This is a genomic window from Sporosarcina sp. P16b (assembly GCF_002743065.1).
Taxonomy (GTDB): Bacteria; Bacillota; Bacilli; order Bacillales_A; family Planococcaceae; genus Sporosarcina.
This window is the reverse complement of sequence record NZ_PDYO01000029.1, coordinates 1-12,854: the sequence shown is the minus strand read 5'-3', so window position 1 is coordinate 12,854 and position 12,854 is coordinate 1. Positions and strand designations below refer to the sequence as shown.

The 12,854-nt window shown below is 43.0% G+C and carries 12 protein-coding genes, 1 tRNA gene and 1 rRNA gene; 2 read left to right on the top strand and 12 right to left on the bottom strand.

Annotation, left to right across the window (positions count from 1 at the left end):
• Window positions 1–784: 784 nt before the first annotated feature.
• Window positions 785–2,422, bottom strand: coding sequence for a chaperonin GroEL (gene groL / locus CSV77_RS16375; protein ID WP_099632644.1), 1,638 nt, complete (start codon window positions 2,420–2,422; stop codon window positions 785–787).
• 57 nt (window positions 2,423–2,479) lie between these two features.
• Entirely contained in the window at window positions 2,480–2,764 is a 285-nt protein-coding gene (gene groES, locus CSV77_RS16370) for a co-chaperone GroES (RefSeq protein ID WP_029055048.1), read from the bottom strand.
• Window positions 2,765–2,959: 195 nt separating this feature from the next.
• Between groES and CSV77_RS16365 the strand changes: the two genes are divergently transcribed.
• Window positions 2,960–3,691, top strand: coding sequence for a CPBP family intramembrane glutamic endopeptidase (locus CSV77_RS16365; protein ID WP_158232094.1), 732 nt, complete (start codon window positions 2,960–2,962; stop codon window positions 3,689–3,691).
• A 128-nt stretch (window positions 3,692–3,819) separates the two neighbouring features.
• Here the strand turns inward: CSV77_RS16365 and dacB are convergent, their stop codons facing one another.
• From dacB to CSV77_RS16345, 4 genes are all read right to left on the bottom strand, one after another.
• Complete coding sequence (gene dacB, locus CSV77_RS16360) at window positions 3,820–5,310, bottom strand: D-alanyl-D-alanine carboxypeptidase/D-alanyl-D-alanine endopeptidase (RefSeq protein WP_099674220.1); 1,491 nt, start codon at window positions 5,308–5,310, stop codon at window positions 3,820–3,822.
• Window positions 5,311–5,443: 133 nt separating this feature from the next.
• Complete coding sequence (tatC, locus tag CSV77_RS16355) at window positions 5,444–6,247, bottom strand: twin-arginine translocase subunit TatC (RefSeq protein WP_099632641.1); 804 nt, start codon at window positions 6,245–6,247, stop codon at window positions 5,444–5,446.
• Between the two features lie 17 nt (window positions 6,248–6,264).
• Window positions 6,265–6,456, bottom strand: coding sequence for a twin-arginine translocase TatA/TatE family subunit (locus CSV77_RS16350; RefSeq protein ID WP_029055052.1), 192 nt, complete (start codon window positions 6,454–6,456; stop codon window positions 6,265–6,267).
• A 63-nt stretch (window positions 6,457–6,519) separates the two neighbouring features.
• A complete protein-coding gene (locus CSV77_RS16345) occupies window positions 6,520–7,167 on the bottom strand; it encodes a redox-sensing transcriptional repressor Rex (RefSeq protein ID WP_099674219.1) in 648 nt (215 codons plus the stop codon).
• Window positions 7,168–7,320: 153 nt separating this feature from the next.
• Here CSV77_RS16345 and CSV77_RS16340 point away from each other — a divergent pair, with 153 nt between their 5' ends.
• On the top strand, window positions 7,321–9,246 hold the full coding sequence (locus CSV77_RS16340; protein ID WP_099674218.1) for an ABC-F family ATP-binding cassette domain-containing protein: 1,926 nt from the start codon (window positions 7,321–7,323) through the stop codon (window positions 9,244–9,246).
• A gap of 620 nt (window positions 9,247–9,866) precedes the next feature.
• Here the strand turns inward: CSV77_RS16340 and tsaD are convergent.
• The 6 genes from tsaD to rrf all read right to left on the bottom strand — a co-directional run bounded on the left by tsaD (window position 9,867) and on the right by rrf (window position 12,835).
• A complete protein-coding gene (tsaD, locus tag CSV77_RS16335) occupies window positions 9,867–10,886 on the bottom strand; it encodes a tRNA (adenosine(37)-N6)-threonylcarbamoyltransferase complex transferase subunit TsaD (RefSeq protein ID WP_099632654.1) in 1,020 nt (339 codons plus the stop codon).
• On the bottom strand, window positions 10,886–11,335 hold the full coding sequence (gene rimI / locus CSV77_RS16330; RefSeq protein ID WP_099632653.1) for a ribosomal protein S18-alanine N-acetyltransferase: 450 nt from the start codon (window positions 11,333–11,335) through the stop codon (window positions 10,886–10,888). The genes tsaD and rimI overlap by 1 nt, the downstream gene beginning before the upstream one ends.
• On the bottom strand, window positions 11,328–12,029 hold the full coding sequence (gene tsaB / locus CSV77_RS16325; protein WP_099674217.1) for a tRNA (adenosine(37)-N6)-threonylcarbamoyltransferase complex dimerization subunit type 1 TsaB: 702 nt from the start codon (window positions 12,027–12,029) through the stop codon (window positions 11,328–11,330). The genes rimI and tsaB overlap by 8 nt, the downstream gene beginning before the upstream one ends.
• The gene (gene tsaE, locus CSV77_RS16320) at window positions 12,026–12,475 is read right to left on the bottom strand and encodes a tRNA (adenosine(37)-N6)-threonylcarbamoyltransferase complex ATPase subunit type 1 TsaE (protein ID WP_233212292.1); all 450 of its coding nucleotides are present in this window, start codon (window positions 12,473–12,475) and stop codon (window positions 12,026–12,028) included. Before tsaE ends, tsaB begins: the two co-directional genes overlap by 4 nt.
• Window positions 12,476–12,619: 144 nt before the next feature.
• Window positions 12,620–12,695: transfer RNA gene (locus CSV77_RS16315), tRNA-Asp, on the bottom strand.
• A 24-nt stretch (window positions 12,696–12,719) separates the two neighbouring features.
• Window positions 12,720–12,835, bottom strand: a 5S ribosomal RNA gene (gene rrf / locus CSV77_RS16310).
• Window positions 12,836–12,854 lie beyond the last annotated feature (19 nt).

The following is a 12,854-nucleotide window of genomic DNA, read 5'->3' as shown; positions in this document are numbered from 1 at the left end:
TTCTGGAGGTAGCCTCGCCGCCTTTACGTCCTGCCTCTTCCACGGTCATACTGCCATCGTTTTGATTTCGTTCGTTTTGATCGTTCTTAGCCATTACTAATTCCTCCTCTATATATTTTTGTGCGTTCAACTTCCTGCACACTCTATCATATACCCATAGCCTTTAAATCAAAACATCTATGGATGCAGATTTGATAGTAATACTACACTTGCATATGCGCTTAACTAGCGTAATGGTTATGTTCTAATGAGGCGTTGTACGATTGTATCTCCTCCTTAATATCCAAATTCTTTGGCAGTTCGAATGTTCATTAACACGACCAAGAATGCTGCATTTAAAAGCCCACTTTCCCCTTCTTTCTTGATGACTGCTTGGTTTTCATTCATCCTTCCTGGGAAAGGCATCTTAATAGAACATGCCGTTGATAAAGCGTGCTTACGCTGCAAGTATTAGGTTTTACTTCTCTTCCAATTAGTACATCTGGTGTGCAATTTTGACGGCTTTACTCTTATTGTAATCAGCTGCAGAGGAACGGAATTCAATGTGGTTATGTCCGCAATTGATTCTTTATTTTGATATGTTAATTAAGTTTTATGCTATAAAATAGCACGATAGGTACCTTCATGATCATACTTTGTTTTTAGCTATTACTCGCTCAAGTTTACAAAAAATGATATTTTCTATAAAAACCATCTTTGCTTCAGTAATCTGATATTTCGTAAGCAAAAAAGCGTCAACTCCTAAAACGTTAGGAGTTGACGCCTTTAATTAGAACAGCTTGACTTACATCATGCCGCCCATTCCACCCATACCGCCCATATCAGGCATTCCACCGCCACCTGCTGGTTCTGGTAGGTCTGCCACTACAGCTTCAGTAGTCAAGAACATAGCCGCTACAGATGCTGCATTTTGTAGTGCAGAACGAGTTACTTTCGTTGGATCCACGATACCTGCTTCTACCATGTTAACCCACGTGCCTTCTGCTGCGTTAAAACCAATGCCGACTTCTTCGCGCTTCAAGCGGTCTACAACGATAGAACCTTCAAGGCCCGCGTTAGTTGCGATTTGACGTACTGGTTCTTCAAGTGCACGAAGTACAATCTTAATACCAGTAGATACATCGCCTTCCGTATCTTCAAGTAATGCTTCTACTTGCTTATAAACGTTAACTAGTGCAGTACCGCCACCAGATACAATTCCTTCTTCTACTGCTGCACGCGTGGAGTTCAATGCGTCTTCGATACGAAGTTTGCGCTCTTTCAACTCTGTTTCAGTTGCAGCTCCGACTTTGATAACTGCTACGCCGCCAGCAAGTTTAGCTAGACGTTCTTGCAATTTCTCTTTGTCGAATTCAGAAGTTGTTTCTTCCAACTGTGAACGGATTTGGCCTACACGTGATTCGATTGAACCTGCGTCACCGCTACCTTCTACAATTGTTGTATTATCTTTTGTTACTACGATTTTCGCAGCGCGTCCAAGTGAAGTAAGGTCAGCAGATTTTAGGTCAAGTCCTAGATCTTCTGTGATCACCTGTCCACCTGTTAGGATTGCGATGTCTTCAAGCATAGCTTTACGGCGATCACCGAAGCCAGGCGCTTTAACTGCTACTGCGTTGAATGTACCGCGAAGTTTGTTGACAACTAGTGTAGCAAGAGCTTCACCTTCAACGTCTTCTGCGATAATCAACAATGGTTTACCTTGTTGAACGACTTGTTCAAGCACTGGAAGGATTTCCTGAATATTGTTGATCTTCTTATCTGTAATCAAGACATATGGATTATCAAGTACCGCTTCCATTTTGTCTGTGTCTGTTGCCATATACGCAGATGCGTAGCCACGGTCGAATTGCATACCTTCTACTACATCAAGCTCTGTTATGAAGCCTTTAGATTCTTCGATTGTGATGACACCATCATTACCTACGCGCTCCATTGCTTGTGAAATCAACTCACCGACTTCTTCGTCACCAGAAGAGATTGCTGCAACTTGTGCAATTTCTTGTCTGCTTTCGATTTCATCGGAAACGCTTTGAAGACCTTCTACCGCTGCGATTACCGCTTTTTCGATTCCTTTACGGATACCGACTGGGTTTGCGCCAGCCGTTACGTTCTTTAAGCCTTCACGAATCATGGCTTGTGCAAGTACAGTTGCTGTTGTTGTTCCGTCACCTGCGATGTCATTCGTCTTGGATGCAACTTCTGCTACAAGCTTTGCGCCCATGTTTTCGAATGCATTTTCTAGCTCGATTTCTTTTGCGATCGTTACACCATCGTTTGTGATGAGTGGTGAACCGAATTTGCGCTCAAGCACAACGTTACGACCTTTTGGCCCAAGTGTTACTTTTACAGCGTCTGCTAGTGTATCTACACCGCGGAGCATTGCGGAACGTGCTTCTTCGTTAAATTTAAGTTCTTTAGCCATTGTATTTGATACCCTCCAGAATTTTCTATTTTTCTACTACATGTACTTTTTTATTAATTATCCAATAATTGCAAGAATGTCGCTTTCACGAAGGATTAAGTATTCAGTACCTTCATACTTCACTTCAGTGCCTGCGTATTTAGAGAAGATGATGCGGTCGCCTTCAGATACTTCTAGTTCGACGCGCTGTCCGTTCTCAAGAACACGGCCTGTACCAGCAGCGATTACTTTTCCTTCTTGTGGCTTTTCTTTCGCAGAGTCCGGTAGAACAATGCCGCTCGATGTTTTTTCTTCTGCTTCGATTAATTCGATAATGATACGGTCACCTAGTGGTTTCAACAAATGAAACAACCTCCTCGAGATAATGTGTAATTTTTATTTTTCTTAGCACTCACTTATGATGAGTGCTAACACAACTCTAATATTAATGAATTTCACACATAATTGCAAGTAAAAGTGTTCGACAATTTCTTCTTTTGCCAAACGTCTTTATTCGCGTTAAACTAATCAACATGTATGAAAGAAAGGTTGTGCACCGTGAAAAACTGGGTTGTTGCTCTGATGATCTTCATGTCGTATGTGTTGCTCCAGATTACCAGCATTTTTCTTGCCCCTGAATTAATTATTTACTTCACTGGCAAAGACTTGTCTAAAGCAGATGCCGTATCACAAGGTTTCGCCTGGACGTTATTCATCACGCAAGGTATCGCTGCACTGATCATTGCTGTGATCCTGTTACAAAATAAGAAGTTCTTACCTGCATTTAAAGGTAAGCCTGTCGGATTCGGAAGCGTTCTTCTATGGGGAGTACTTGGTTTCTTCCTCGCCATGGCTGGACAAATTATAGGTGCCGCGATTGAGTCCGTGTTCGGTGTCACCGCTGGCTCCGAAAATACGGAATTATTGTCGAATATTTCGAAAACCGCACCTATTATTATTTTCGCTATGGTGTTATTTGCACCGTTCCTCGAAGAAGTCGTCTTCCGCCGGATTATCTTCGGTGGCTTGTACACAAAAACGAACTTTTGGGTCGCTGCGATTGTCAGCGCCATCGTATTTGCAGCCGTGCATGGCGAGTTGCAACACTTGCTGATGTACTTAATGCCAGGTCTCGCGTTTGCCTTCGTCTATTACAAGACTAAGCGTCTACTGACCCCGATGATTGCCCATTTCCTCATGAACAGTTTCGTCACTGTCGTGCAATGGAATGCGGATAAACTGCAACAATTACAAGATATGCAGCAGAGTATCGTATTATTCCTGCAATAGAAAAAATCTCCCCGTGAATGGGGAGATTTTTTAATGTGGATATATATAAAGTTCGGTAAGCGTGAGAGTACCGTTGATCAACGCCCCCTGCTGGAACTCCAATCTCCGAACCACAAACCTCCTACTTCTTACTGCGCAGCTATTACCTGTACCATTTTATCAATATCAGGCTTCGCTGTTCCTTTCACGTTCTCTGTCAGGATACTGAAGATCAGCTCTTGTCCGCTCTTCGTCTTCACGTAGCCCGACAACGAATCCGTACCGTTGAGCGAACCGGTCTTCGCCTGCACTTTGCCTCTGACAATAGGACTTGTCAAACGGTTGCGCAACGTTCCACCTAGCATACGATCATTTACACCTGCGATTGGCAACGAACGCTCAAATGCAGGATACCAATCTTTAGATTGGGCTGCATACAGCACTTCCGCAATTTTCTCTGAAGGGACTTTATTCTTATGGGACATACCTGAACCATCCTCTAAATAAACACCTTTTGTGCTAATGCCGTTTTTTTCTAACGTTTCCCTCACAACACGCAAGCCCGCATTCCAACTTCCTTCATTATATACTGCGCGCCCCATAGACTTTGCCAAGACTTCTGCGTGGGAGTTATTGCTGTACTTCATGAATGGCATCATTAAATAGTACAATGACATCGATTCTTTTTTTGCAAGTAACTCTGCATTCGCGGGAGTTTTTCCACGTGTTACACGAGCATTTGGTTGAAGCTTGATACCTTCTTTAGCCAGTGCGCGTTTGAAGACGTCCGCTGTATAGGCTGTCGGATTCGATACCGTTACCCATTGGCGCTTGCCGTTTGAGTTGAGTGGTACGTTTCCTGAAACGATAATCGTATTCGTTCCTTGCTGACGTTTCATCGTCACAGTATTGTGTTGATTTTTTGGAACGGTACGTGTGCGATTGACGACTTTAACGATATCCGTGTGAGGAGTCAATGTGACAGCTCCTGCTTTTCCGTTTCGTGTCGGCTTCGCTTCAACGATTGTCGTACCTGCATCGTAGTCTTTATTCGGTGAGATCGTCAGTGCCGAAACTTGCGCTGCGTAGTAATACGTCTCGTCTGCCTTATGAATACCTGGTGATAGACGCTGTGTATCAAACCATGTATCGTCCGCCACGATATGTCCTGTAACGGAACGGATACCTGATTCACGGATTTGCCGGGCCAAACGTAATAAGTCGGCTTCAAGTAATGTCGGATCACCTGTCCCACGCAAATAGAGATGACCGTCGAGAATACCGTTTTTCACTGTACCGTTCGTTAAGACATCTGTATCGAAAGTATAATCTTTCCCCAGCACTTCAAGGGCTGATGTACTGGTTAGAACTTTGACGTTCGAAGCGGGTGTAATACCTTGATTGCCACGATATTGATAGATCACGTGATTAGTATCCGCATCACGTACGACGACACTGCTTCGTGTCCCCCGCATACGCTGACTTGAGATAACTTGATTAATGCCTGTTTCTAACCCTTTATAGGACTGCTGAGCCGCAGCTACTTGACCTTCTATAATAGGAGTCGTAACACTCGCCATAAGCAATAATGCACCTAGTAACCACTTGCTCCATCTAGTTGGAGTCTTTTTTCTATTCACTTGTATTCATGTCCCCCTACTCATTCTATTCTTAGATAGTTTACCATAGAGGCATTGGTAAATGAACCCATATTTGACTGTGGTCCCGTAAACATAAAAGATCCTCCTGCATTTGCAAGAAGATCTTTTATGTTTACTTATCATCCGTTTTATTCATCACTTCATCAATCTGACGCTGTTGCTCTGCTTTGACTTCTTCCATCTGGCGTAGACGTTCAGATTTCTCGAACTTCCGATAGCCTAGACGTGAAATCACGATACTGATCTCATACAGGATGAACAGCGGAACTGAAGTGAATAAATGCGATACGATATCCGGTGGTGTAATGAACGCCGCAATTACGAACAAGACAAAATACGCGACTTTCCGTATCTTAACGAGTACTTTAGGTTGCAACACGCCGAGACGCGATAAAAATAAAATGACGATCGGTAACTGAAAGACAAAACCGAACGGCAATAATAGTGAGAATAAAAAAGAGAAATACTCATTGATACCAATTGTCTGCTCAATGTTCAATTGACCTGACAGATTAATCATGAATTTCATGACATATGGTAACAATATGAAATACGAGAAACTAATCCCTACTAGAAATAAGAGAAAAGCAAACGGGATATACGACAATGTGACCTTACGTTCAAGCTCACGAAGTCCAGGTGAAATAAAGGCCCAAAATTGATACATGATAACCGGTGAAATAATGACAATTGCTAGGAATACTATAACTTTCAAATAGATCACGACTGGATCTATCACGTTAAATGCATTCAGTGTAATTTGTTCAGCAGGTGTATCGTATTGGATAAAATTGATCAGAGGCTTCGCTAAGAAGAAACTGCCAATTGCCCCAACAATAAAGAAAACGACAATTACCATCAGCCGTTTTCGCACTTCATCTATATGCTCAATGATTGTTAAGTCTTTATCTGCCATCAGAATAACACCCTAACTCAGCGCACTTCTTCTTTCTTGTCTTCAACCTTTTTTACGTCGTCCTCGTCATCTGTAAGGCCTTTTGTTGCGTTTTTAAACTCACGCAATGAAGAACCAAATGCTTTACCAATTTCAGGTAATTTCTTAGGACCAAATATAAGTAACGCGATCACAGCGATAATCAGTAAACTTCCGATACCTGGAGCCATGTTGGCCACCTCCTCATAATATGTCTATTCTACATGAAAACCTATAATTTTACTATTGCAGTGTCACCTAATTTGTGAATCTTTTACGTCCGTTTTGATAAGATAAATCAATGTTTGCAACTCAACGGACAAATCGATTGTCTGAATACGGATTGTGTCTGGTACCGCCAGCCGTTCAGGGGTAAAGTTCAATATCCCTTTCACAGACGTTGTAGCGAGACGATCCGTCAATTCCTGTGCAACACGTGATGGCACAGTCAAAATGACCATTTCAATGCCTAGTTCATTAATTTTCTCTTCAAGACGATCAGGTGGATAAATAAGAATCTCGTTCTTTAGTTCGCCTTCATGCGGCGCTTTCGGATCGAATGCCACGACAATTTTCGTATTGTGGATCTTTTGGAAATTGTATTTCAAAAAAGCGTTACCGAGACTACCTACCCCGATTAATGCCACTTTGGTTTCTTCGTCTTGATCAAGTGTTTCGCGGAAGAATTGCAGCAAGGAATCTACGTCATAGCCATATCCTTTGCGTCCAAGTGCCCCAAAATGCGAGAAATCTCTGCGAATCGTTGCCGCATCAATCTTCATCGCTTCACTTAATTCACCTGAGGATATGCGTTGTACACCTTTATCTGCATAATTTCGTAAAAATCTATAATATAGAGGCAATCGTTTTGATGTTGCCTGCGGAATTCTAGGTTTACTCACAGCTGTGCCCTACCTCCATCGTCACTTCAATGACCAACCCCTAAACAAGGGTACAGCCGCTTTTATCGTACAGCACAACGGGTTTATTGTAAAGCCGATTATTGCATGGGACGCTCCATTCCATTAAACTGATAAAGAATAGAGGTGTGGGGCTTGATTATTTTACAAGTAAATGGACTGACCAAGTCTTTTTCCGGCACGGATCTACTAGAAAACGTCCGTCTCGAAGTACAGCATCGAGATCGCGTCGCATTAGTTGGACGAAATGGTGCTGGAAAATCGACTTTATTGAAAATTATTGCAGGTGAAATATCCGCGGATGAAGGAGATATCATCATTCCCAAAGATGTACGCATGGGCTATCTCGAGCAGCACAGTGGGCTGGATTCAGAATTAACGATTTGGGATGAAGTGATGACGGTATTCGCACCACTTCGTGAAAAGGAAAGTCGGCTGCGCGCGCTAGAGCATGAAATGTCGAATCCTGCGGTTCTTGAAGATGCGAGTCGCTATACTCGCATCATGACGGAATACGATGAACTTCAAATTGATTTTAAGGAGGCAGGAGGCTATCAGTTTGAAGCCGATGCTCGTTCCGTGCTTCATGGCATGCGGTTTTACCCGGATGATTTCGAGAAGCCCGTGCACTTACTGTCAGGCGGTCAAAAGACTCGTTTAGCGCTTGCCAGGATGCTTCTGAGTAAGCCAGACTTGTTAATACTCGATGAACCGACGAATCACTTGGACATCGAAACACTGAACTGGCTCGAACGGTATTTGTCGGGTTACGAAGGTGCGATTCTAATCGTTTCACATGACCGATACTTCCTCGATAAAGTAGTTACCACTGTATATGAAGTATCTCGACGGAAAGTCACAAGGTACAGCGGTAATTACAGCTCATACTTAGATGAGAAAGCGAAGAACTATGAACGTGATCAGAAGTTATTCGTTCAAGAAAAGGATGAACGGGCCAAGTTGGAGGAATTCATTCAGAAAAATATTGCGCGTGCGTCCACTTCCAAAATGGCGAAGAGCCGACGTAAGCAACTAGAGCGGAGAGACTGGATGGAATCTCCTGATGGCGACGAGAAATCCGCGAACTTCTCCTTCTCAATTGACCGACCAAGCGGTAACGATGTACTGTCGTTAGACAATGTCAAAATTGGCTATGGTGAAGAACCCGTATCGAAGAACATTAATTTGCGTATTTATAAAGGTGATCGTGTAGCATTTGTTGGACCGAACGGTGTCGGCAAATCCACGTTGCTTAAAACTATAGTAAAGCGCAACGAACTGATGGGTGGGGAAATTCGCTACGGCACGAATGTCCAATTTGGTTACTACGATCAAAATCAGGCAACACTTATTGGCACAGGTACCGTCTTGCAGGAAATATGGGACGACTGGCCACAAATGAATGAAAAAGATATACGCTCCCTACTCGGACGCTTCCTGTTCACGGGTGACGACATAGAAAAACTCGTCACTTCCCTGTCAGGTGGAGAAAAAGCACGTCTTTCATTGGCGCAACTAATGCTCGAGAAATCCAATACATTGATCTTGGACGAGCCAACGAATCATTTAGATCTCGACAGCAAAGAAATTTTAGAAAATGCACTTGATGATTTCCCTGGAACAATATTGTTCGTGTCACATGACCGGTACTTTATCAACCGACTCGCAACCAAAGTTATTGAAATGAGTGACGATGGAGCAGTGGAGTACCTAGGCGATTACGATTACTTCGTCGAGAAAAAGACTGAGACAGAAGAGATATTAGCGGCTACACAACTCGAACAACGAGCAAAAGAGCCTGTCGTCAAGAAAGAAGTGGCGAATAAGGAAAATCAACGCCATGAACGCCGGCTTAAACGGTCCATTGCTGACGTAGAGAATGCACTCGAAGCCTTTGACGAAGAAATTGAAACTTTGCAAGCAAAGCTATTAGAACCCGAACTAGCAAACGATCACATCGCACTAATGGATATCCAACGTCAAATCGATGAAATCCAGGCTGTCCATGACGAACGATCGGAGGAGTGGTTGTTACTTCAAGATGAGTTAGAGAATTTGTAAAAACGTCTGGAACCTTAAAATAGTTTAAAACAAAACAAGCATCAAGAACTGGGTGGTTCTTGATGCTTGTTTTTTCTATGTTATTTTGGGTATGAGTAGGTATGTTGTAAAATAGAGCGTTCGCCCAGAAAGTATGAGTGGTCGAAGTTCAACATAGAGCGGGCATCATATTCTATAGAGCGCATAATGAATTTTATGAACGCTTCCGCAATAACTATGAGCACTTATGTGAAGATATGATGCTTCAACCCGATTATCCGAACAACTTCACGACAAATTGCGACAAGAACCCTACTATTCTTCCTATCGTTCGTCATTTTTATACTTTCCTTAGAAATTGTAAGCTAAAATACACTTCATTTCTCCACAATCTTTTCCACAGAGCAAATCCCTATTTGAACACATATGAACATAGTTATCCACATTATCCACAAATGCTTGTTTACTAGTCCACATAGTTATCCAAAATGTATCCGTTTACCATTCACAGGTTATAAATGTTACCAACAATCTATCCACAATCTGTGTATAAGTACGAATGTTCCCTCTTGACAAACTAATATTCGTCTAACAAAAAAACACACAATTTGCTGAAAGTTAGCAAACTGTGTGTGTATTCATTAATTCCATGATTTTAATGGCATTCCAGGTCGACCATTCATACTAGAATCACTTCGAACGCCGCTTTTCCACATCTCATAGCCAGCCGCGGCAATCATTGCTGCATTGTCTGTACATAATGAAATAGGTGGAACATAGAAAGGAATCCCTTCTTTTTCAAACGCAGCGGTCAATGATTTTCGCAGTCCTTGATTGGCAGCTACACCACCTGCCGCAATCACTTGCTTCACGTCATATTCTTTCGCCGCTTTCACTGTCTTGACTGTCAATACTTCAACAACACTTTGCTGAAAGCCCGCCGCAACATGATCATGATTGATCTTTCCGCCTTTTTGCTCGATATTATGCTTATAATTGATAACTGCAGACTTCAATCCACTAAAACTGAAGTCATAGGAATCCTTTTCAAGCCAAGCGCGTGGAAAGTCTATACTTTCATCACTCATCAGCGCGAGCTGATCCACTTGCGGACCTCCCGGATAAGGCAAACCAAGTACCCGAGCAACTTTATCATAGGCTTCGCCTGCTGCGTCATCACGCGTTTCACCGATCAATTCGAATGAACCATGTGACTTCATGACGACAAGCTCCGTATGACCGCCTGAGACGATAAGTGCCAGCAAAGGAAACTCCATCTCATGAATCAATTGATTGGCATAGACATGTCCTGCGATATGATGCACACCAATCAATGGTAACTGATTCGCAAAGGCAAAAGCTTTCGCCGCATTGATACCGATCAACAGCGCCCCCACTAATCCAGGTCCTTCTGTCACAGTGACCGCAACCAAATCACTTGGTACAAGTTTCGCTTCATTCAATGCTTCCTGAATCACCAGTGTGATTTGTTCCACATGCAGACGCGACGCTATTTCGGGAACCACACCGCCAAATTGCTTTTGCTGCTGGATTTGTGACGATACAATAGATGAAATAATTTCCGTCCCATTTTTTACTATAGAAGCCGCGGTTTCATCACAGCTCGTTTCAATACCCAAAATATACTGATCTTTTTCCATTAGAATTCCACCCACATGACGAGTCCATCTTCATGGTCGTCTGTATAATAGTTTTTCCTGATACCGCCTTCTTGAAAACCTAACTTGCGATACAACATCCGCGCTGCTTCATTACTCACACGCACTTCAAGCGTCATGGTCTTCACTTCATTCAAGCGGCACAACTCCATCGCCTGACGCATTAGATCTTCTCCATACCCTTTACCTCGATAAGCCGATAGTACGGCCACATTAGTGATATGACATTCATCGAGCACAATCCACATACCACAATGCCCAATCACTTCACCGTCCAGGTCCGCTACAATATAATGTGCGTATGCATTTCCTGTTAATTCATGCTCAAAAATCTCTTCTGTCCAAGGTGTCGCAAATGATTCAAGTTCTATACCCGCAACCGCCGGAATGTCATCAGGCGTCATCTTTCGAAATAGCACTTCATTACTCATGGGAAGACCCCTTCTTCATTAAATTGGCTTCTGCCTCCGTAATGCGCTTATACTGTGGTGTAAACGTATGAGCTATTTCGGGTTGATTTGCACTTTGCGCCAGTGAGATAGCAGAAGATGCACGTGGCACATTTAATGCGAATGGTGCAATATATGCTTGCTTTCCAAGATGCTCACGAATAATTGATTCATACAGTTTCACATCTTCTCCAACAAATAAAACCGCCTCTTCACACTCTTTTAACTTCTCCAACAACTGGACAACTGGGCAGTGCTGATCCTCTAATACACTGACCAATTCAGTACCCTTCGCTCGATAGACACCTGCGTAAACGTTGGATCTCCTCGCATCAATTACAGAACAAATCAGACCGTTGAACAGTTGTCCATTCAACGCTAAAGCCTTCAGACTTGATACACCGTAAAGCGGCTTATCAAGCGTCCAAGCTAATGTCTTCGCAATCGTTACACCAATGCGAACACCTGTATACGAACCAGGGCCCTCTGAAACAGCAATCGCGTCTATTTCCGAAGGAGTAATATCTGCCTTACGACATGCCTCTTCCACTGCCGGCATCGCGCGCAGCGAATGATTGATCTTCATCATGCTTGACTCTTCGATAAGTACTACATCATCTTTGACGATTGCTACAGATAAAGGTGAATTTGCTGTATCTATACCTAACCATATCATGTAAAAATCTCCTCACAAATACGTGTAAATCGTTCACCTTTTGGCATACATTGAACTCTGCGGGAATTAGGCCCCGTATGATGGATGATCAATTCCAACCGATGTTCAGGCAACTCTTCTTGAATAAATTGTGCCCATTCCACTACAGAAATCGCATCTCCATAAAACAGTTCGTCCCAACCTAAGTCTTCCTCGCTATTGGCTAACCGATATACATCCAAATGATTGAAAGGGTAATCCCCTTCATACTGCTTGATAATCGTAAAGGTAGGACTACTAACTGTCCGTGTGATACCCATTGCTTTTGCAAGTGCTTTTGTGAATGTTGTCTTGCCAGCCCCAAGATCACCTTCAAGGGTCAGTACATCAGGAGGTCTTAGATAGCGACCGATTTCGGTGGCCAGCTTCTCCATTTTCTCAACGGACTCGATTTCTTTCTCCCACACAACCAACTCACCCTTCTCTTCCTATTATAGTACTAGTGTACAGAAAAACCTTACAAAACAAAAGCCAAGAAGCCAGCGCTGTTTATTTACAATAAAAAAACGATCACACCCGTTAAGGTGAAATCGTTTTGGAATGTTAAAATATGGCGGTCCCGACGGGAATCGAACCCGCGATCTCCTGCGTGACAGGCAGGCATGTTAACCGCTACACCACGGGACCACTGAAATGAAGCAAAAAAATAAAGCCTAGCAACGTCCTACTCTCACAGGGGGAAACCCCCAACTACCATCGGCGCTGAAGAGCTTAACTTCCGTGTTCGGTATGGGAACGGGTGTGACCTCTTCGCTATCGTTACTAGACTCTTTGAGTAAAGCTTGT

Excerpts from the sequence above, each read along its gene's own strand:
- CSV77_RS16350 (WP_029055052.1), bottom strand. The coding sequence starts at position 6,456 with ATGGCTCCAGGTATCGGAAGTTTACTGATTATCGCTGTGATCGCGTTA.
- rimI (WP_099632653.1), bottom strand. The coding sequence starts at position 11,335 with ATGAGTAATGAAGTGCTATTTCGAAAGATGACGCCTGATGACATTCCG.
- tsaD (WP_099632654.1), bottom strand. The coding sequence starts at position 10,886 with ATGGAAAAAGATCAGTATATTTTGGGTATTGAAACGAGCTGTGATGAA.
- tatC (WP_099632641.1), bottom strand. The coding sequence starts at position 6,247 with ATGGCAGATAAAGACTTAACAATCATTGAGCATATAGATGAAGTGCGA.
- tsaB (WP_099674217.1), bottom strand. The coding sequence starts at position 12,029 with ATGATATGGTTAGGTATAGATACAGCAAATTCACCTTTATCTGTAGCA.
- groL (WP_099632644.1), bottom strand. The coding sequence starts at position 2,422 with ATGGCTAAAGAACTTAAATTTAACGAAGAAGCACGTTCCGCAATGCTC.